A 19,231-nucleotide genomic window follows, 5' to 3' on the forward strand; every position below is an offset into this window, starting at 1 on the left:
GCCGGTCACCAGCGCTCGGGGTAGCCCGCGCCGGGGTCGGAGACGTCGTCGAGCGCCGCGTGCACCTCGGCCGGCAGCTCGAGGTCGGCGGCGGCCAGCGACGTCGCCAGCTGCCGCGGCGTGCGGGCGCCCACGATCGCGGCCGCGACCGCGCCGCGGGCCAGCAGCCAGGCCAGCGCCACCTCCGTCGGCGTGCGGCCCAGGCCCTCGGCCGCCGTGACCACGGCCGCCACGACCGCCGACGACGCCGCGTCGAGGTACGGCTCGACGAAGCCGGCCAGGTGCGGGGACGCGGCCCGGGAGTCGGCCGGCACGGAGCGGCGGTACTTGCCGGTCAGCACCCCGCGGCCCAGCGGCGACCAGGCCAGCACGCCCACGCCGAGCGCGCCCGCGGCGGGCACCACCTCGCGCTCCACGCCGCGCTGCAGCAGCGAGTACTCCACCTCGGCAGCCGTCAGCCCGAGGCCGGCGCGCTCCAGCAGGCTCGCGGCGCGCGCCGTGGCCCAGCCGGGGTGGTTGGACAGGCCCGCGTAGCGGGCCCGGCCCGAGTCGACGGCGTGCCGCAGGGCGCCGACCGTCTCCTCCAGCGGCGTGCCGGGGTCGGGGGCGGCGGCGAGGAACAGGTCGACGTGGTCGGTGCCGAGCCGGGCGAGCGAGGCGTCGAGGTCGGCCAGCAGGCTGCCGCGCGAGGCGTCGCCGCGGCCGCCGCCCTTGGTGCACAGCACCACGTCGTCGCGGGCGACCTTGCCGTCCAGCAGCGTGCCGATCACGCTCTCGGCCCCGCCGTCGCCGTAGGCCGCCGCCGTGTCGAGGAAGGTGCCGCCGGCGTCGAGGAAGTCGCGCAGCTGCTCGCCGGCGTCCACCTCGTCGGTGTCCCGGCCCCACGTCATCGTGCCGAGCCCGAGGCACGACACGCGCAGCCCTGACCTGCCCACCCGCCGTCGATCCATGCCGTGCAGGCTACCGGCGGCGGCGCCCTGCGGGCCCGCCCGTCCGGTCCCGCGCACCGCGCGCCCCGCCCGCGGCGGGTAGGGTCGGCGCTCGTGAGTGCGTGGGAAGCGATGTTTCTGGGTCTGGTCCAGGGCCTGACGGAGTTCCTGCCGATCTCCTCGAGCGCGCACCTGCGCATCGTCGGGGATCTGATGGGGTCCGACCCGGGCGCGGCCTTCACGGCGATCACCCAGATCGGCACCGAGGCCGCGGTCGTCCTGTACTACCGCCGGACGATCCGCGACATCCTGGTCGCCTGGTGGCGCGCCCTGCGCGGGCGCGACGGCACCGGCTGGCGCGCCCGGATGGGCGCCCACGACGAGCAGGCGCGCATGGCCTGGTACATCGCCCTCGGCTCCGTCCCCATCGTCGTGCTCGGGCTGCTGTTCCAGGACTGGATCGAGACCAGCCTGCGCAACCTCTGGATCACCGTGACGATGCTCGTGGTGTTCGCGCTGCTGCTGGGCTGGGCCGACCGGGTCGGGGCCCGCCGCCGCACGCTCGACGCGCTGACGCCGCCCCGTGCCCTGGCGTTCGGCCTCGCGCAGTCGCTCGCCCTCGTGCCCGGCGTGTCCCGCTCGGGCGGCACGATCACGGCCGGCCTGCTGATGGGCTTCACCCGCAAGGCCGCCGCGGACTACTCGTTCCTCCTGGCCATCCCGGCCGTGCTCGGGTCCGGCTTCTACCAGCTGGCCAAGTCCGTCGGCGAGGACCCGGCGCCCGGCACGCCCGGGGCGCTGGCGACGCTGCTGGCCACGATCGTGGCGTTCGGCGTCGGCTACGTCGTGATCATCGGGTTCCTCAAGATCGTCTCCACGTACTCGTACAAGCCGTTCGTGGTCTACCGGATCGTGCTGGCGGCGGTCGTGGTGGTGCTCCTGCTGACCGGTGTGCTGAGCGCCACGGGCGGCTTCGTCGTCTGAGCCGCGGCCCTGCCGCTCGTCGGGGGCGCCCGGTCAGGACGGCCCGCCCGCGGCCGGTATCGTGGACGGGTGCGCACCTGGCAGGCCCCCGAGATCCCTCAGCTCCCCGGACCGCAGGACGGACGGCGTGACCCCGTCGTCGTGCACGACTCCACCACCCGCGGGCTGGTCGAGGCCGCGCCCGCCGAGAGCGCCCGGCTGTACGCGTGCGGCATCACCCCGTACGACGCCACGCACCTCGGCCACGCCAACACCTACCTGGCGTTCGACCTGCTCCAGCGCGCGTGGCTCGACGCCGGCAAGGCCGTGACCTACGTCTCGAACGTCACCGACGTCGACGACCCGCTGCTCGAGCGCGCGGACGCCACCGGCGTCGACTGGCGCGACCTGGCCGCCGAGCAGACGCAGCTGTTCCGCGAGGACATGACGGCGCTGCGGATGCTGCCGCCGGCCACGTGGACCGGCGCGGTCGAGTCGGTGCCCGCCGTCGTCGAGGCCGTCCAGGCGCTGCTGGAGGCGGGCGCCGCCTACCGCGTGCCGGTCGAGCCGGGCGCCGGCGGAGACGCCCCCGAGCTCGGCGACGTCTACGCCGACCTCACCGCGGACGTCGACTTCGGCCGCGTGTCGGGGTTCGACAGCGCGACGATGACCGCGCTGTTCGCCGAGCGCGGCGGCGACCCGCAGCGCGACGGCAAGAAGAGCCCGCTCGACCCGCTGCTGTGGCGCCGCGAGCGCGCGGGCGAGCCCGCCTGGGACGGCGGCTCGCTCGGCACCGGCCGGCCCGGCTGGCACATCGAGTGCGCCGTGATCGCCCGCGACGGCCTCGGCCTGCCGTTCGACGTGCAGGGCGGGGGAGCGGACCTGCTGTTCCCGCACCACGAGATGTCGACGTCGCACGACCGGCTGCTGTCGGGCCGCGGCGCCGACGGCGCGCCGCGGGTGCACGTGCACGCCGGCCTCATCGCCTACCAGGGCGCCAAGATGAGCAAGTCGCTCGGCAACCTCGTGCTCGTCTCGCGCCTGCGCGAGGCGGGCGTGGAGGCGGCGGCGATCCGCCTGGCGCTCCTGGCGCACCACTACCGCACCGAGTGGGAGTGGACGGACGCCGACCTCGAGGGCGCCCACCAGCGCCTGGCCCGCTGGCGCGCCGCCGCCGAGAGCGCCGGCCCGGCGGCCGGGCAGCCCGGCACGGTGCTGGCCGCCGTGCGCCGCGCGCTCGCCCACGACCTCGACGCGCCCGCCGCCCTGGCCGCCGTGGACGCGTGGGCGGCGGACCCGGCGTCGGACGACCCGGGGCTCGTCGTCGCGACGGTCGACGCGCTGCTCGGCGTGCGCCTCTGACCCCTCCCACGCTGTGGGTACAGAACACGCCGGGCGTTCCGCGGAACGCCCGGCGTGTTCTGTACCCACAGCGCTGAGGTCGGCGGCTAGGGGCGGTCGCCGCCGTCCGGCTTGCCGGTGTCCCGGCGGCGCAGCCACCGCTCGAACTCCCGGGCGATGGCCTCGCCGGAGGCCTCGGGCAGCTCGGCGGTGTCCTTGGCCTCCTCGAGCTGCTGGACGTACTCGGCGATCTCGGCGTCCTCGCTCGCGAGCTCGTCCACCCCGTGCTGCCACGCCTCGGCGTCCTCGGGCAGCTCGCCGAGCGGGACCGGCTCGGCGAGGAGCTCCTCCACCCGCGCCAGGATGGCCAGCGTCGCCTTGGGCGACGGCGGGTTGGCCACGTAGTGCGGCACCGCCGCCCACAGCGACACGGACTGCCTGCCCCGCTCGCCCGCGGCGTGCTGCAGCACCCCGACGATGCCGGTCGGGCCCTCGTACGTGCTGGGCTCCAGGTCGAGCACGGCGCGCAGCCCGTCGTCGTCCGACGTCGCCGTCATCGGGATGGGTCGGGTGTGCGGCACGTCCGCCAGCAGCGCCCCGAGCGTCACGACCGTGCGGACGTTCCACTCCTCGGCCACGTCGAGCAGCTCGGCGCAGTAGCGGCGCCAGCGCATCGACGGCTCGATGCCGTGCACGAGCACGACGGTGCGCTGCGGCAGCTCGGCCACCCACACCGTCGTCGTCGGCCAGGTGATGGTCCGCTCGCCGCCGGGGCCGCGGCCCACGACCGGCCGGTTGACCTGGAAGTCGTGGTACTCCTCCGGGTCGAGCTCGTGCACCTTGCGCGCGTTCCAGACCCCTGCCAGGTGCTCGAGGGCGGCGGTCGCAGCGCCCCCGGCGTCGTTCCAGCCCTCGAAGGCCGCGATCATGACGGGGTGGCGGGCCGCGTGGCGGCCGACGGGCTCGGGCACGGCGTGCTCGTGGTCCGGAGTGCTCATCCGCCCACCATATTGCGTGCCAGGGGCGGCACCTCGAGGGACGTGTCCGCCCACGGCGCGACCAGGAGGGTGGCCGTCGCCCACCCGCGCGCCAGGAGGCCGGCGTCCGAGTCCGGCTCGGTGGCGCGCTCGGTGCCCTCGTACGTCACCAGCACGCCGCCAGCCTCGTCCTCCCGGGCGAGACGCGCGTGCACGGCGCCGAACGTCGCCAGGGGCGCCTGGCGCAGGCCCTCGAGCTCCGCGGGCGCCACGTCGGGGACGTTGACGTTGAGGGTGCGCCGGCCGAGGTCCGTGCCGTGGAACCAGGCGAAGGCGTGCTCCGCCACCTCCTCGGCGGTCTCCCAGTGCGCCGGGTCGGCGGCGTCCAGGGAGACGGCCATGGACCGGATCCCCAGCGACGTGGCCGACAGGGCAGCCCCCACCGTGCCGGAGTGGAGCACGGCGTTGCCGACGTTCGGGCCGCGGTTGACCCCGGACAGCAGGACGTCGGGCTTGGCGCCGAACGCGCCGTACGCCGCGACGAACGCGATGAGCGCCGGGTCGGCCGCCACGGCCAGGGAGCGCACGGCGTCGGGCAGGCCCGGCGCCCGCACCTCGTCGATCCTCAGCCGGCCGTCCTCCTCGGCGCCGTGCAGCGCCGCCGAGGCGCCGGACGACTCCCGTTCCGGCGCGGCCACGACCACGTCGTAGCCGGCGCGGTGGGCGACGCGCGCCAGCACCGCCAGGCCGGGGGAGCGGATCCCGTCGTCGTTCGTCACCAGTGCCAGCACGTCGTCCCCTTCCGTCGGTGGTCCCGCCCGTTCACGACAGCCCCTCGACCGTCACCCGCTCCGCGAACGCCTCGATCTGCTCCCGCCGGCCGGTGCCGAGCCCGTGCCGTGCCACGTTGAGCGCCCCGGCCGCCGCGCCGAGCGCGACGGCCTGCGGCAGCGGCACGCCGCGGCCGACGCCGACGGCGATGCCGGCCGTCATGGAGTCGCCGGCACCCCGGTGGTCCACGGTGGTCATCGGCGGCGCGATGACCAGGAAGTCGCCGTCGCCCGACACGACGAGCGTCGGCTCGTCGGCGCGGGAGACCACCACGGCGGCCGGGCCCTCGCCGACCATCGCGCGGGCCGCGCCGCGCAGGTCGTCGAGCTCGGCACTCTTGGCGAACCCGCCCTCGACCATCTCGTCGTGGCTGATCTTCAGCACGGTGCAGCCGGCCTCGACGACGGCCCGAGCCGGCTCCCCGGACAGGTCGGCGACGATCGGGCGGTCGGAGGCGCGCAGGTCGGCCACGAGCCGGCCGTAGAAGTCGCCCGGCACGCCGATGTCCGACCGCGAGCCGGTCAGGACGCACACGTCGGACTCCAGCGCCGTCACGAGCGTGGTGCCGTACAGGTCGTCGAGCCCGTGCCGGTCGAGCGGCTGGGCGTGCATCGTGGCGATCTCCTCGGGCTCGCCGCTGCGGCGGTCCTGCACGAGCGCGCCGGCACCGGCCGTCCCGGTGGTGCGCAGCTCGAGCTCGGCCGAACGGGCCAGGTGCGCGGTGATGTCGCCCACCTCGCCGCCGAACGGCCCGCAGACCACCACGCGGGCACCGAGGGAGTAGGCCATGCGGGCGAGCCACAGCCCCTGCCCGCCGAGGTGGACGTGGATCTCGGGGCCGCCGCCGGCGCGGCCCTCCTCGATCTCGACGGCGAGCAGCGGGTCCGGGGCGAGGACGCACAGGGCGGGTGCACGGTCGTCAGTCATGGCCCGACCCTAGGCAGGGGCCGGGGTGCTCACCCGCCGGGCGGGGACGAGGTGGTGCCCGGGGCGGGACGGTCGGACGCCCGCGGGGACGGGGACCGGGACGGCGCCCGTAGGCTGGGGCCGTGCCCGAGACCTCGCCCCGCTCCGCCCTGCCCGCCGCCGTCCTGTGGGACATGGACGGCACGATCGTCGACACCGAGCCGTACTGGATCGCCGCGGAGCACGAGCTGGTCGAGGCCCACGGCGGGTCGTGGTCGCACGAGCAGGCGCTGCAGCTCGTGGGCAACCCGCTCCTGACGTCCGCCGAGATCCTGCGGGACGCCGGCGTGGACCTGGAGCCGCCGCAGATCGTCGACTGGCTGCTCGAGCGCGTCATCGCCCAGGTGCGGGTCCGCGTGCCGTGGCAGCCGGGGGCGCTCGAGCTGCTCGGCGACCTCGCCGCGGCCGGCGTGCCCTGCGCCCTGGTGACCATGTCGTACGCCTCGCTCGCCGAGGAGGTCGTCGCGCAGGGGCCCACGGACGTGTTCCGCACCCTGGTGACCGGCGACCAGGTCACGGAGGGCAAGCCGCACCCGGAGCCCTACCTCACCGCCGCCGCCCGGCTGGGCGTCGACCCGGCCGCGTGCGTCGCCGTCGAGGACTCGCCCACGGGCATCGCCTCCGCCATGGCGGCCGGCGTGCCGACGCTGGGCGTCGAGGCGGTCGTGCCGGTGCCGCACCTGCAGGGCCTGAGCCGGGCGGCGTCGCTGACCAAGGTGGACGTGGCGACCATGACGCGCATCGCCGCCGGCGAGGTGCTCGACCTCACCTGAGCCCGCGGCGGCTCACGCCTCGGCCGCTCACGCCTCGACGGTGACGCCCAGGCGCTCGCGGACCAGCTCCGGGTCGAGCTCCGGCGGCGTGCCGCCGAACGCGGGGCAGACGGCCTGGTGGGCGCACCAGCCGCACAGCCGGCTCTGGCGCGGCCGGAAGTCGCCGGTGCGCGCGGCCGTCTCGATCGCCGACCACAGGGCGCGCACCTTCTGCTCGGCGACCTCGAGCTCGCGCTCGCGCGGCTCGGCCCGCAGCACCTGCCCGTCGCCGAGGTAGACGAGCTGCAGCATCTTGGGCAGCACGCCGCGCTCGCGCCAGAGCACCAGCCCGTAGAAGCGCATCTGGAACAGCGCGCCCGCCTCGAAGCCGGGCCGCGGCGACTTGCCGGTCTTGTAGTCGACCACCCGGATCGCGCCGTCGGGGGCCACGTCCAACCGGTCGACGATGCCGCGCAGCAGCGGCCCGCCGTCCAGCTGCGTCTCGACCCGCAGCTCGCGCGCCTCGGGCTGCAGCCGGTTCGGGTCCTCGAGCGTGAAGTACGTGCCGAGCAGCTTTCCGGCGCCGTCGAGCCACGCGTCCGGGGCCGTGCCCTCGGCGTCGCCACCGGGCTGGAAGAGCTGCGCGTAGCGCGGCTCGGCCTCCAGCAGGCGGTCCCACTCGCCCGGCAGCAGGTTCAGCGCGGCCTCGCGCGTGCGCTCGCCCAGCGGCGCGTCGTACAGCCGCTCGAGCACGGCGTGCACGAGCGTGCCGCGCGCGGCGGCCGAGCTGGGCGGCTCCGGCAGCCGGTCCACCACGCGGTAGCGGAACAGCAGCGGGCACTGCATGAAGTCGTTGGCGCGCGAGGGCGACAGCGCCGGGCGGCGCGGCTCCGCCGGCGCCTCGGTGGGCACCGGGCCGTCGCCCAGGGCCTCCGGGAGCAGGTCGGTCGCGGCCGTCGTCGTCATGCCAGCAACCCTAGGCGCTGCCGCCCACACCGCCGTCCAGGTCGTCCCCAGGCGGCACGGATAGATTGGCCGGGTGACGACGCCCGCGCCGCAGACCCCGCCCGGCGCCTCCCGAGGCCCGAACGACCCGACCAGCCGGGTGCGCACCGAGCCGCGGTCGCGCGGCTGGGTCGTGGGACGCGTCGCCGGCGCGCCCGTCGTGATCACGCCGTCGTGGGTGCTGGCCGCCGTCGTCCTCACCCTGGTGTTCGCGCCGACGGTGCGCCGGCTCGCGCCGGCCGTGGAGGGCGGCGGCGTCGTGGTGGTCGCGTTCGCCTTCGTGCTGCTGCTGTTCGGCTCGGTGTTCCTGCACGAGGTCGCGCACGCCCTGGTGGCGCGGGCGCGCGGGCACCGCGTCACCGAGCTGGCCGTGACCCTGTGGGGCGGCCACACCGCCTACACCGGCACCACCCGGCGGCCCGTGGACGGGGCGCTGGTCGCCGTCGTCGGCCCGCTCACCAACGTCGTGCTCGCCGTGGTGTTCTGGGTGCTGTTCCAGCTGTCGCCCGTCGCCTCCGTCCCGGCGCTGCTGCTGTACGCGGCGGCGTTCTCCAACGCGTTCGTGGGCCTGTTCAACCTGCTGCCCGGGCTGCCGCTCGACGGCGGGCAGATCCTCGAGTCGCTGGTGTGGGCCGTCACCGGGTCGCGCGTCAAGGGCACCGTCGCCGCCGGCTGGGCCGGCCGCGTCGTCGCGCTGGGCGTGCTGGCGTGGGCGCTGGTGTGGCCCTTCGTCGCCGGCGTGCGCCCGGACTGGGTCACCGTCATGTGGTCGGCGCTGCTCGCGGCGTTCCTGTGGTCCGGGGCGGGGGAGGCCGTCGCCGCGGGCCGCCGCCGCGAGGCGGTCGCCGGGCTCACCGCGCGCGGGCTCGGCACCCGCGCGGTCGTGGTCGGGTCGGGCGCATCGGTGGCCGACGCCGCCCGCGCGGTGGCCGGCGTGCCCGACGCCGCGGTCGTCGTGGTCACCCCGGCGGGCGAGCCGGTCGGCTGGGTCGACCCCGCCGCCGCCTCCGCGGTCCCGCCCGCGGCGGCGGCCACGACGCCTGTGGACGCCGTCGTCGTGCCGTTCCCCGCGGGCTCGGCCGTCGACGCGGACCTCGCGGGCGCCGACCTGCTGCAGCACGTGGCGGCCACGTCCGCCGGCGCCCGGGTCGTGCCGGTCCTCGAGCACGGCCGCGTGGGCGGCGTCCTCGACGTCGCGCACGTGGCGCGCGCCGTCCGCCGGCGCTGACCCGCCCGCGCGCCGGCCCGGCCACGGACCCAGGCCCGACCCGGGCCCGACCCGGATCTGACCCGGATCTGACCCGGGCCCGACCCGGGCCCGACCGCGCGCCACTAGACTGGCCCGTCGTGACTTCCTCCGCTGACCGCCCCACGGGCGCCGACATCCGCCGTGGCCCCTTCCGGGTCGGGGACAAGGTGCAGCTCACCGACCCGCGCGGTCGGATGCACACCATCGTGCTGAAGCCGGGCGCCACGTTCCACACCCACAAGGGCTTCTTCCGGCACGAGGAGCTCATCGGGCGGCCGGAGGGCTGGGTCGTCACCAACACCGCCGACGTCGAGTACCTGGCGCTGCGGCCGCTGCTGAGCGACTACGTGCTGTCGATGCCGCGCGGCGCGGCCGTCGTCTACCCCAAGGACGCCGGGCAGATCGTGCAGATGGCCGACATCTTCCCCGGCGCCCGCGTCGTCGAGGCCGGCGTGGGCTCCGGCGCCCTGACCATGTCGCTGCTGCGCGCCGTCGGCGACCAGGGCGAGCTGCACTCGATCGAGCGGCGCGAGGACTTCGCCGACATCGCGCGCGGCAACGTCGAGACGTTCTTCGGCGGCCCGCACCCGGCCTGGCGGCTGAGCATCGGCGACCTGTCCGACGTGCTGCCCACCGTCGCGGAGCCGGGCTCCGTCGACCGCGTGGTGCTCGACATGCTCGCGCCGTGGGAGAACCTCGACGCCGTGGCCGAGGCGCTCGTGCCTGGCGGCGTCTTCCTCGCCTACGTCGCCACCGCCACGCAGCTGTCCCGCCTCGCGGAGGACCTGCGCGCGCACGGCCGGTTCGCCGAGCCCGTCGCGTGGGAGTCGATGGTGCGCGGCTGGCACCTCGAGGGCCTCGCGGTGCGCCCGCAGCACCGCATGGTGGGCCACACCGGGTTCCTGCTGACCTCCCGCCGGCTCGCCGACGGCGTCGTGCCGCCCGAGCGCAAGCGGCGCCCGCAGGGCACCAAGCCCGACGCCGACGCCGACGCCGCGTGGGGCGAGGAGGAGCTCGGCCAGCGCCCGGTGTCCGACAAGAAGCTGCGCCGCGTGCGGCGCGACGTCGCCGAGTCGGCCCAGGCCGCCGCGGCGTCGGCCGCCGAGGCGTCCCGGCAGCCGGCCGGCTCCGTCCTCGAGCCGGACGCCGGCCCCGACGTGCAGCGGGACCTCGAGCCCGGCCTCGAGCCCGACCTCGAGCCCGGCCCTGGGGCCGGTCTGGAGGCGGGTCTCGAGGCGGCCCCGGAGCGGCCCGCCGCGGACTGAGCGGGCGCGTGCCCGCCGTGCGGCGGGCGTGTGAAGGCTCGGCCGGTGCGCGCGGTTTCGGCCGCGCGCCACCTCCCGCGCGGTGGGGATGCTGCGTAGGGTGCTGTATTCGGGACAGCCTCCCGCCCCGGGAGGCCGGACCCGGAGCCGCACGAGAGGGGACCTGCATGGCCGAGAACCCTGTCAACCCTGTCCGCTCCGACTACCAGGGCCCGAGCCGGGACGCCCAGCTCGCGATGCTCGCCGCCAAGAACGAGCGCCTCGCCGAGGCGCTGCGCGCGGCCCGCGACCAGATCGTCGAGCTGAAGAAGCAGATCGACGACCTCGCCAAGCCGCCGGGGACGTACGCGACGTTCCTGCAGGCCCACTCCGACGGGTCCGTCGACGTCTCGGCGGCCGGGCGCAAGATGCACGTCGGCGCGAGTCCCAACCTCGACGTCGCCGCGCTGCAGCCGGGTCAGGAGGTCAAGCTCAACGAGGCGATGACCGTGGTGGAGGCCGGCGGCTTCGAGCGCGTCGGCGAGCTGGTCACCGTCAAGGAGGTGCTCGACGCCGAGCGGGTGCTCGTCGTCGGCCGCGCCGACGAGGAGCGCGTCGTGCGTCTGGCCGGGTCCGTGCTCGGCCGCACGCTGCGCGTCGGCGACTCCCTCACCGTGGACGTGCGCAGCGGGTTCGTCTTCGAGATCGTGCCCAAGTCGGAGGTCGAGGAGCTCGTCCTCGAGGAGGTGCCCGACATCCGCTACGAGGACATCGGCGGCCTGGGCGCGCAGATCGAGGCGATCCGCGACGCGGTCGAGCTGCCGTTCGCCCACCCGGACCTGTTCCGCGAGCACGGCCTGCGGCCGCCCAAGGGCGTGCTGCTGTACGGCCCGCCCGGCTGCGGCAAGACGCTCATCGCCAAGGCCGTCGCCGCGTCGCTGGCCACCATGGTCACGGGCGCCGCCGACGACCCGAACGTGCGCAGCTACTTCCTCAACGTCAAGGGTCCCGAGCTGCTCAACAAGTACGTCGGGGAGACCGAGCGGCACATCCGCCTGATCTTCGCCCGCGCCCGGGAGAAGGCCTCCCAGGGCATGCCGGTCGTGGTGTTCTTCGACGAGATGGAGTCGCTGTTCCGCACGCGCGGCACCGGCCTGTCGTCCGACGTCGAGACCACGATCGTGCCGCAGCTGCTCGCCGAGATCGACGGCGTCGAGCGCCTCGACAACGTCATCGTCATCGGCGCCTCGAACCGCGAGGACATGATCGACCCCGCCATCCTGCGGCCCGGGCGCCTGGACGTGAAGATCAAGATCGAGCGGCCCGACGCCGAGGGCGCCCGCGAGATCTTCGGCAAGTACCTCACGCCGTCCCTGCCGATCCACCCCGACGACCTGGCCGAGCACGGCGGCGAGCCGGCCGCGGCCGTGGACGCGATGATCCGGTCGGTGGTCGAGCGGATGTACGCCGAGGACGAGGACAACCAGTTCCTCGAGGTCACCTACGCCTCGGGCGACAAGGAGGTCCTGTACTTCAAGGACTTCAACTCCGGCGCGATGATCCAGAACGTCGTCGACCGGGCCAAGAAGATGGCCATCAAGGACCTCCTGGCCACCGGCCAGCGGGGCATCCGGGTGGACCACCTGCTGTCGGCCTGCGTCGACGAGTTCAAGGAGAACGAGGACCTGCCGAACACCACCAACCCCGACGACTGGGCGCGGATCAGCGGCAAGAAGGGCGAGCGCATCGTCTTCATCCGCTCGATCGTCCAGAAGAAGGGCGAGGGCGCCACGCCGCGCACCATCGAGCAGATCACCAGCACCGGCCAGTACCTCTGACGACTCCTCTGCCGGTCCCCGCCGGCCGGCGGGCCGGCGCTCACGGCGAGCGTCCCGCGACGTCGCGCACCCCACCGGGGACGACGACGCAGCGGGGCGCTCGCCGTGCCCGCGGGGCGCCCCGGGAGGTCCCGCCGGCCCGCCGGGACGTCACCGGGGCGGACTAGGGTGGCAGCGTGAGCGTGCGTCGAGTGATGGGCATCGAGACCGAGTACGGCGTGCTGCAGCCCGGCCGGCCCGGAGCGAACCCCATGCTCCTGTCCAGCCTGGTGGTGACGACGTACCGCGCCCTCGTGGCGCGCCAGGGCGAGCGGCCCGCCGCCCGGTGGGACTACGACGACGAGGACCCGCTGTCGGACGCCCGCGGCTTCCGGCTGCAGCGCGCGTCGGCGCACCCGTCGCTGCTCACCGACGACCCGAGCCGGCCCGCGCCGTCGGGCCCCGCCGCGCGCCCCGGCACGTCGGGTACGCCCGCCGGGCCGCCGTCGGCCCTGGTGGGCGGGGCGGGCACGCCGGCGGGCCGCCGCCCACGCGTGACCCAGGAGCTCGCCCGGCCCGACGTCGACGAGTACGACGACCCGTCGGCCGCCAACTGCATCTTGACCAACGGGGCGCGGCTGTACGTCGACCACGCCCACCCCGAGTACTCCTCGCCCGAGGTCACCACCCCGCTCGACGCGGTGCGCTGGGACGTCGCGGGGGAGCGGGTGATGCTGGCGTCCGCCCGCGAGCTGGCGCAGGTGCCCGGCTCCGAGGTGGCGCTGTACAAGAACAACGTCGACGGCAAGGGCGCCAGCTACGGCACCCACGAGAACTACCTCGTCGACCGTGCGCTGCCGTTCGGGCTGCTCGCCGAGCTGCTCACGCCGTTCCTCGTGACGCGGCAGGTCTTCGCCGGCTCCGGCCGGGTGGGCCTGGGGCAGACCGGCGGCGAGGCCGGGTTCCAGATGTCGCAGCGCGCCGACTACGTCGAGGCCGAGGTGGGCCTGGAGACCACGCTGCGCCGGCCCATCGTCAACACCCGCGACGAGCCGCACGCCGACCGCACCCGCTGGCGGCGCCTGCACCTCATCCTCGGCGACGCCAACCTGTTCGAGGTGGCCACCTACCTCAAGCTGGGCACCACCTCGCTCGTGCTGTGGGTGCTGGAGCACCTCGACGCGCTCGCCGACGCGGGCGAGCCGGTGCGGGCCGAGATCGCCGGGCTGCGGCTCGCCGACCCGGTCGGCGACGTGCAGCGGGTCTCGCGCGACCTCGACCTGGTGGCCAAGCTCGACCTCGCCGACGGCCGCACCATGACCGCCCTGGAGATCCAGGAGGCGTACGCCGACGTCGTCGGGCGGGCGCTCGCGGCGCTCGGCACGGACGCGGCGTCCGACGCCGTGCTCGACCGGTGGCGCTCCGTGCTCGCGCGGCTCGGGCAGGACCCGGCCTCCTGCGCCCGCGAGGTGGAGTGGGTGGCCAAGCGCCGGCTGCTCGAGGGCCTGCGCCGCCGCGACCGGCTGGACTGGGACCACCCGCGCCTGCACGCGATGGACCTGCAGTGGTCGGACGTGCGGCCGGAGCGGGGCGTGTACCACCGGCTGCTCGCCAAGGGCGCGGTGGAGCGGCTCGTCGACGAGCGGGACGTCGCGGACGCCGTGCACCACCCGCCGGCCGACACCCGCGCCTACTTCCGCGGCGAGGTCATGGCCCGGTACGCCGACGAGGTCTCCGCGGCGAGCTGGGACTCGGTGATCTTCGACCTCGCCGACGACTCCGCGCTGCAGCGCGTGCCCATGCTCGACCCGCTGCGCGGCACCCGCGCGAACGTGGGCGCGCTGCTCGACTCCAGCCCCGACGCCGCGGCGCTGCTGCGGGGCCTGCGCGGCGACCGATGACGGGTGCCCGGGCGTACGACTGCCCAGGTGAGAGGGCATGGAGCACCATTCCGCTGAGGGCGCACGCGTCGCTGACGCGCAGGTGGCGCCCCGGCGCATAGGGTGACTTCAGATCGAGGCACGACCGAGACGCTCGCGGGCAGGCCGCGGGGCGGATGGGAGGCGACGATGGCTGGCACCGAACGCATCAACCCGCAGCACGACGACCGGAGGCCGGACGACGACGGCGACGACGTCCCCGCCCCCGCGGCGCCCGCGGCCTCGGACCGCGACGCCGAGGTCGACGAGCTGCTCGACGAGATCGACGACGTCCTGGAGTCGAACGCCGAGCAGTTCGTGCGCGGCTTCGTCCAGAAGGGCGGCCAGTGAGCCCGGTCAACCCCGCCCAGGTCTCCGGGCGGCTGCCGGACGCCTACCTGCGCCCGGGGTCGTCGTCCTTCGTCGAGTTCCTCTCCGAGCACGTGCCCGACCTGCTGCCGGGCCGGCGCCTGACCGCGCAGGGCGCGGGCGGCGCGGGCACCGGCGGGCTGGCGCCGCACGCCACGACGATCGTCTCGCTCGCGTTCGGCACGCCGGGCGGCGGGCCGAGCGGCGTCGTGATGGCCGGTGACCGCCGCGCCACGATGGGCAACATGATCGCCAGCCGGGAGATCGAGAAGGTGTTCCCGGCCGACGAGTACTCGGCGGTGGGCATCGCCGGGTCGGCGGGCATCGCGGTCGAGCTGGTGCGCCTGTTCCAGCTCGAGCTCGAGCACTACGAGAAGATCGAGGGCTCGCTGCTGTCGCTCGACGGCAAGGCGAACCGCCTGTCGACGATGCTGCGCGGCAACCTGCCCCTCGCGCTGCAGGGCCTGGCGGTGGTGCCGTTGTTCGCGGGCTACGACCTCGACCGCGGCGCCGGGCGCATCTTCAGCTACGACGTCACCGGCGGGCGCTACGAGGAGCACGACCACCACTCGGTCGGCTCCGGGTCGGTGTTCGCCCGCGGGTCCCTGAAGAAGCTGTGGCGCCCCGGCATGGACGCCGACGCCGCCGTGCGGGTGGCCGTCGAGGCGCTGTACGACGCGGCCGACGACGACAGCGCCACGGGCGGGCCGGACGCGGTGCGCCGCATCTGGCCGGTCGTCGCGACCGTCACCGCCGAGGGCTACCGCCGCGTCGATGACGCGCGGCTGGAGGAGATCGCCGACGCCATCGTGGCCGAGCGCCGAGCAGGAGGTGCGCGCGCATGACCATGCCGTTCTACGTCTCGCCCGAGCAGCTGATGAAGGACCGGGCGGACTTCGCCCGCAAGGGCATCGCCCGCGGCCGGTCCGTCGTCGTGCTCGCCTACGACGGCGGCATCCTCTTCGCCACCGAGAACCCCTCGCGCGCGCTGCACAAGATCTCGGAGATCTACGACCGCATCGCCTTCGCGGCGGTGGGCAAGTACAACGAGTTCGAGAACCTGCGCGTGGCCGGCGTCCGGTACGCCGACCTGCGCGGCTACAGCTACGACCGCGCCGACGTCACGGCGCGGGGCCTGGCCAACGCCTACGCCCAGACGCTGGGCACGGTGTTCACGACGGAGTCCAAGCCGCTCGAGGTGGAGCTGGTCGTGGCGGAGGTCGGCACGACGCCGGCGGAGGACCAGGTCTACCGGCTCTCCTACGACGGGTCGGTGGCCGACGAGCACGGGTACGTCGTCATGGGCGGGCAGGCCGAGCAGCTCGGCTCGCGCCTGGCGGACGGCTGGCGCGCCGGCCTGCCGCTGGCCGACGTGCTGCGCCTGGCGGTGCGCACGCTCGGCACGGTGGGCGTCGACGGCCAGGTGCTGGCGGCCGGGTCCGAGCGGGAGCTGTCGCCGAACCAGCTCGAGGTGGCGGTGCTCGACCGGTCGCGCACGCGGCGGGCCTTCCGGCGCCTGCAGGGCGCCGCGCTGGCCGACCTGCTCGGGATCGCGCCGAGCGCGCCGGCGGCCGGCGGCGAGGCCGCGACGGGCGCCGAGGAGAGCACGCAGGCGAACGCGCAGGAGAGCACGCAGGACGACGGGTCGACGGGCGCCGCCGGCGGCGCCCCCGTCCCGGACGAGGGCTGACAGCGGCCCGAGGGCACCGACGAGGGAGACCGGCCATGGAACGCAGGATCTTCGGGCTCGAGACCGAGTACGGCGTCACGTGCGCCGCGCCCGACGGACGCGGGCTGAGCGCGGACGAGGTGGCGCGCTACCTGTTCCGCAAGGTGGTCGCGTGGGGCCGCTCGTCGAACGTGTTCCTGCGCAACGGGTCGCGGCTGTACCTCGACGTCGGGTCCCACCCGGAGTACGCGACGGCCGAGTGCGACGACGTGCGCCAGCTGGTCACGTACGACAAGGGCGGCGAGCGCATCCTCGAGGGCCTGGTGGCCGACGCCCAGCAGCGCCTCGCCCACGAGGGCCTGCCCGGCACCGTCCACCTGTTCAAGAACAACACGGACTCGGCGGGCAACTCCTACGGCTGCCACGAGAACTACCTCGTGCGCCGGCAGGGCGACTTCTCCCGGCTCAGCGAGATCCTCGTGCCGTTCCTCATCACGCGGCAGGTGCTCGTGGGCGCGGGCAAGGTGCTCTCGACGCCGCGCGGGGCGGTCTACTGCCTGTCGCAGCGGGCCGACCACATCTGGGAGGCCGTGTCGTCGGCCACCACGCGCTCGCGCCCGATCATCAACACCCGCGACGAGCCGCACGCCGACGCCGAGTCCTACCGCCGGCTGCACGTCATCGTCGGCGACTCCTCGATGGCCGAGCCCACGACGATGCTCAAGGTCGGGTCCACGGACCTCGTGCTGCGCCTGGTCGAGGCCGGCGTGCCGATGCGCGACCTCACCCTGGAGAACCCCATCCGGGCGATCCGGGAGATCAGCCACGACCGCACGGGCATGCACCCCGTCCAGCTCGCCGACGGCCGCACGATGTCGGCCGTCGACATCCAGACGGAGTACTTCCTGCGCGTGCGCGAGTACGTGGACGCGCACCTGGACCCGTCTCCGGTGACCAAGCAGGTCCTCGACCTGTGGGAGCGCGGGCTGCGCGCGGTCGCCAGCGGCGACCTGACCCTGGTCGAGCGCGAGCTCGACTGGGTGATCAAGCTGCGGCTCATCGAGCGCTACCGGGCCAAGCACGACCTCGAGCTCGACGACCCTCGGATCGCCCGGCTCGACCTCGCCTACCACGACATCTCGCGCACCGAGGGGCTGTACAACATGCTCGCCGCGCGCGGCCTCGTGGAGCGGATCACCACGGACGTCGAGATCTTCGAGTCGACGGCGGTGCCGCCGCCCACCACCCGCGCCAAGCTGCGCGGCGACTTCGTGCGCGCCGCGCAGGAGGCGCGCCGCGACTACACGGTCGACTGGGTGCACCTCAAGCTCAACGACCAGGCGCAGCGCACCGTGCTGTGCAAGGACCCGTTCCGCAGCGTCGACGAGCGCGTGGACCGCCTCATCGAGAGCATGTGACACTCGTCCGCGTGCCCGGCCCCGCTCGTCCCCCGCTCGTCCGCACGCCGCAGGCCCGCAGGCCTTCCGTCCGCAGGCGGCTCCTCAGGCTCCCCGCCCTGCTGGTCGCCCCGCTGCTCGTGCTGCTGACCGCCTGCGGCCCCGGCGCGGGCGCCGACCCGGGCGCCTCCGCCTCGCCCGCCGCCGTGCAGGTCACCGGCGAGGCCGGGGACCCGCCGCAGGTGGAGGCCTCAGGTCCGCTGCAGGTCACGCAGCCGGAGACGCGGACGGTCTGGCCGGGCACGGGCGCCGCCCTCGAGGAGGACGGGCCCGTGCTGCTGCACCTGTACGCCGAGGACGGCCGCGACGGCTCCGTCCTCAAGAACACCTACCAGGACGCCCCCGAGTGGCGCACCATGAGCGTCGAGTCGCTGGGCACGAACCTGCACGAGGCGCTGGCAGGCGCGCGGGTGGGGGCCCGGCTGCTGCACCTGGAGGTGGACGACGGCGTGCCGGTCGTCCTCGTCGTGGACGTGCTGCCCACCCGCGCCGCCGGCGACGCGGTCGAGCCCGCCGAGGGGCTGCCGACCGTGGAGCTGGACGACGACGGCGCCCCGACCGTCACGGTCCCGCAGGACGCCGCGCCCCCGGACGACCTCGAGGTCCAGCCGCTCGTGCGCGGCACCGGCCCGCAGGTCGAGGTCGGTCAGGTGGTCACGGTCCGGTTCACCGGCGTCCGCTGGAGCGACGGCACCGTGTTCGACACCACGTGGGAGGAGGGGGCGCCGCCCCAGGTGGCCACGATCGGCATCGGCCAGGTCGTCGAGGGGTGGGACCAGGGGCTGCTCGAGCAGACCGTCGGGTCGCAGGTGATGCTCGTGGTGCCCCCGTCGCTCGGATACGGTGGGACCGCCAGCGAGCTCGCGGACGAGACCCTCGTGTACGTCGTGGACATCCTCGACGCCCACCAGCAGGTCTCCGAGGAGCAGCAGCAGCCGTCCGCGCAGCCCCAGGAAGGGTAGTCATCAGCATGTCCGTCGCCGTCCGGGTGATCCCGTGCCTCGACGTCGACGCCGGCCGCGTCGTCAAGGGCGTCAACTTCGCCAACCTGCGGGACGCCGGTGACCCGGTCGAGCTCGCCGCCCGCTACGACGCCGAGGGCGCCGACGAGGTCACGTTCCTCGACGTGTCCGCCTCCTCCGGCGGTCGCGAGACGATGGTCGACGTCGTCGGGCGCACCGCCGAGCAGGTGTTCGTGCCCCTGACCGTCGGCGGCGGCGTGCGCAGCACCGACGACGTCGACCGGCTGCTGCGCGCGGGCGCCGACAAGGTGGGCGTCAACACCGCCGCGATCGCCCGGCCCGAGCTCATCGCCGAGATCGCCGACCGGTTCGGCTCGCAGGTGCTCACCCTCAGCGTCGACGCCCGCCGGGTCACCGGGGGCACGGTCACGCCGTCGGGCTACGAGGTGACCACCCACGGCGGCCGGCGCGGCACCGGCATCGACGCCGTCGAGTGGGCCGAGCGCGCCGCGCACCTGGGCGCCGGGGAGATCCTGCTCAACTCGATGGACGCCGACGGCACCACCGCCGGGTTCGACCTCGAGATGCTCGCCGCCGTGCGCGAGCGCGTGCAGGTCCCGCTCATCGCCTCCGGCGGGGCGGGGGAGCCGGAGCACTTCGTGGCCGCCGCCAAGGCCGGCGCCGACGCCGTGCTGGCCGCCAGCGTCTTCCACTTCGGCACCCTCACCGTCGGGCAGGTCAAGGACGCGATGCGCGCCGCCGGCGTCGAGGTGCGCTGAGC

18 protein-coding genes are annotated in these 19,231 nt (G+C 75.2%); 13 read left to right on the forward strand and 5 right to left on the reverse strand.

The window, feature by feature from the left end; genetic code table 11:
- Window positions 1-5 precede the first annotated feature (5 nt).
- Window positions 6-950: an aldo/keto reductase gene (locus U5M74_RS09670; protein ID WP_410908471.1), complete on the reverse strand. Its 945-nt coding sequence runs from the start codon at window positions 948-950 to the stop codon at window positions 6-8.
- Window positions 951-1,043: 93 nt separating this feature from the next.
- On the opposite strand from U5M74_RS09670, the gene uppP reads away from it, so the two are divergent.
- Both uppP and mshC read left to right on the forward strand, forming a co-directional pair.
- Window positions 1,044-1,913 carry an undecaprenyl-diphosphatase UppP gene (uppP, locus tag U5M74_RS09675; protein ID WP_410908473.1) on the forward strand — a complete coding sequence of 290 codons (870 nt, stop codon included), beginning with the start codon at window positions 1,044-1,046 and terminating at the stop codon, window positions 1,911-1,913.
- A gap of 69 nt (window positions 1,914-1,982) precedes the next feature.
- Window positions 1,983-3,254, forward strand: coding sequence for a cysteine--1-D-myo-inosityl 2-amino-2-deoxy-alpha-D-glucopyranoside ligase (mshC, locus tag U5M74_RS09680; RefSeq protein ID WP_410908475.1), 1,272 nt, complete (start codon window positions 1,983-1,985; stop codon window positions 3,252-3,254).
- Between the two features lie 86 nt (window positions 3,255-3,340).
- Here the strand turns inward: mshC and U5M74_RS09685 are convergent, their stop codons facing one another.
- Genes U5M74_RS09685 through U5M74_RS09695 form a run of 3 tightly spaced genes read right to left on the reverse strand, consistent with a single transcriptional unit; the run spans window position 3,341 to window position 5,968 of the window.
- The gene (locus U5M74_RS09685) at window positions 3,341-4,231 is read right to left on the reverse strand and encodes a PAC2 family protein (RefSeq protein WP_410908477.1); all 891 of its coding nucleotides are present in this window, start codon (window positions 4,229-4,231) and stop codon (window positions 3,341-3,343) included.
- Entirely contained in the window at window positions 4,228-5,001 is a 774-nt protein-coding gene (surE, locus tag U5M74_RS09690; RefSeq protein ID WP_410908479.1) for a 5'/3'-nucleotidase SurE, read from the reverse strand. Before surE ends, U5M74_RS09685 begins: the two co-directional genes overlap by 4 nt.
- Before the next feature lie 31 nt (window positions 5,002-5,032).
- Complete coding sequence (locus U5M74_RS09695) at window positions 5,033-5,968, reverse strand: PfkB family carbohydrate kinase (protein WP_410908481.1); 936 nt, start codon at window positions 5,966-5,968, stop codon at window positions 5,033-5,035.
- Between the two features lie 122 nt (window positions 5,969-6,090).
- Between U5M74_RS09695 and U5M74_RS09700 the strand changes: the two genes are divergently transcribed.
- Entirely contained in the window at window positions 6,091-6,780 is a 690-nt protein-coding gene (locus U5M74_RS09700) for an HAD family hydrolase (protein WP_410908483.1), read from the forward strand.
- 27 nt (window positions 6,781-6,807) lie between these two features.
- On the opposite strand, the gene U5M74_RS09705 is transcribed toward U5M74_RS09700, so the two are convergent.
- The gene (locus U5M74_RS09705; RefSeq protein ID WP_410908485.1) at window positions 6,808-7,725 is read right to left on the reverse strand and encodes a RecB family exonuclease; all 918 of its coding nucleotides are present in this window, start codon (window positions 7,723-7,725) and stop codon (window positions 6,808-6,810) included.
- A gap of 73 nt (window positions 7,726-7,798) precedes the next feature.
- On the opposite strand from U5M74_RS09705, the gene U5M74_RS09710 reads away from it, so the two are divergent.
- From U5M74_RS09710 to hisF, 10 genes are all read left to right on the forward strand, one after another.
- The gene (locus U5M74_RS09710) at window positions 7,799-8,992 is read left to right on the forward strand and encodes a site-2 protease family protein (protein ID WP_410908487.1); all 1,194 of its coding nucleotides are present in this window, start codon (window positions 7,799-7,801) and stop codon (window positions 8,990-8,992) included.
- Between the two features lie 119 nt (window positions 8,993-9,111).
- Window positions 9,112-10,278, forward strand: coding sequence for a tRNA (adenine-N1)-methyltransferase (locus U5M74_RS09715; RefSeq protein WP_410908489.1), 1,167 nt, complete (start codon window positions 9,112-9,114; stop codon window positions 10,276-10,278).
- Window positions 10,279-10,445: 167 nt separating this feature from the next.
- On the forward strand, window positions 10,446-12,095 hold the full coding sequence (gene arc / locus U5M74_RS09720; RefSeq protein WP_410908491.1) for a proteasome ATPase: 1,650 nt from the start codon (window positions 10,446-10,448) through the stop codon (window positions 12,093-12,095).
- A gap of 194 nt (window positions 12,096-12,289) precedes the next feature.
- Window positions 12,290-13,975, forward strand: coding sequence for a depupylase/deamidase Dop (gene dop, locus U5M74_RS09725; protein WP_410908541.1), 1,686 nt, complete (start codon window positions 12,290-12,292; stop codon window positions 13,973-13,975).
- 168 nt (window positions 13,976-14,143) lie between these two features.
- Entirely contained in the window at window positions 14,144-14,344 is a 201-nt protein-coding gene (locus U5M74_RS09730; RefSeq protein ID WP_069983652.1) for a ubiquitin-like protein Pup, read from the forward strand.
- Entirely contained in the window at window positions 14,341-15,207 is an 867-nt protein-coding gene (prcB, locus tag U5M74_RS09735; RefSeq protein ID WP_410908493.1) for a proteasome subunit beta, read from the forward strand. The genes U5M74_RS09730 and prcB overlap by 4 nt, the downstream gene beginning before the upstream one ends.
- Complete coding sequence (prcA, locus tag U5M74_RS09740; RefSeq protein ID WP_410908495.1) at window positions 15,204-16,052, forward strand: proteasome subunit alpha; 849 nt, start codon at window positions 15,204-15,206, stop codon at window positions 16,050-16,052. The genes prcB and prcA overlap by 4 nt, the downstream gene beginning before the upstream one ends.
- 35 nt (window positions 16,053-16,087) lie before the next feature.
- Window positions 16,088-17,449 carry a Pup--protein ligase gene (pafA, locus tag U5M74_RS09745; RefSeq protein ID WP_410908497.1) on the forward strand — a complete coding sequence of 454 codons (1,362 nt, stop codon included), beginning with the start codon at window positions 16,088-16,090 and terminating at the stop codon, window positions 17,447-17,449.
- Between the two features lie 11 nt (window positions 17,450-17,460).
- Window positions 17,461-18,450, forward strand: a complete 990-nt coding sequence (locus U5M74_RS09750) for an FKBP-type peptidyl-prolyl cis-trans isomerase (protein ID WP_410908499.1) — start codon at window positions 17,461-17,463, stop codon at window positions 18,448-18,450.
- A gap of 8 nt (window positions 18,451-18,458) precedes the next feature.
- Window positions 18,459-19,229: an imidazole glycerol phosphate synthase subunit HisF gene (hisF, locus tag U5M74_RS09755; protein WP_410908501.1), complete on the forward strand. Its 771-nt coding sequence runs from the start codon at window positions 18,459-18,461 to the stop codon at window positions 19,227-19,229.
- Window positions 19,230-19,231: the final 2 nt, after the last annotated feature.

This window comes from Puerhibacterium sp. TATVAM-FAB25 (genome assembly GCF_046535855.1).
Classification (GTDB): domain Bacteria; phylum Actinomycetota; class Actinomycetes; order Actinomycetales; family Cellulomonadaceae; genus Puerhibacterium; species Puerhibacterium variabilis_A.

Bases quoted from the DNA above. Each gene is read 5' to 3' on its own strand.
- U5M74_RS09695 (WP_410908481.1), bottom strand. From the start codon at position 5,968: ATGACTGACGACCGTGCACCCGCCCTGTGCGTCCTCGCCCCGGACCCG.
- U5M74_RS09670 (WP_410908471.1), bottom strand. From the start codon at position 950: ATGGATCGACGGCGGGTGGGCAGGTCAGGGCTGCGCGTGTCGTGCCTC.
- arc (WP_410908491.1), top strand. From the start codon at position 10,446: ATGGCCGAGAACCCTGTCAACCCTGTCCGCTCCGACTACCAGGGCCCG.
- hisF (WP_410908501.1), top strand. From the start codon at position 18,459: ATGTCCGTCGCCGTCCGGGTGATCCCGTGCCTCGACGTCGACGCCGGC.
- U5M74_RS09730 (WP_069983652.1), top strand. From the start codon at position 14,144: ATGGCTGGCACCGAACGCATCAACCCGCAGCACGACGACCGGAGGCCG.
- dop (WP_410908541.1), top strand. From the start codon at position 12,290: ATGGGCATCGAGACCGAGTACGGCGTGCTGCAGCCCGGCCGGCCCGGA.
- prcA (WP_410908495.1), top strand. From the start codon at position 15,204: ATGACCATGCCGTTCTACGTCTCGCCCGAGCAGCTGATGAAGGACCGG.
- U5M74_RS09685 (WP_410908477.1), bottom strand. From the start codon at position 4,231: ATGAGCACTCCGGACCACGAGCACGCCGTGCCCGAGCCCGTCGGCCGC.
- U5M74_RS09705 (WP_410908485.1), bottom strand. From the start codon at position 7,725: ATGACGACGACGGCCGCGACCGACCTGCTCCCGGAGGCCCTGGGCGAC.
- pafA (WP_410908497.1), top strand. From the start codon at position 16,088: ATGGAACGCAGGATCTTCGGGCTCGAGACCGAGTACGGCGTCACGTGC.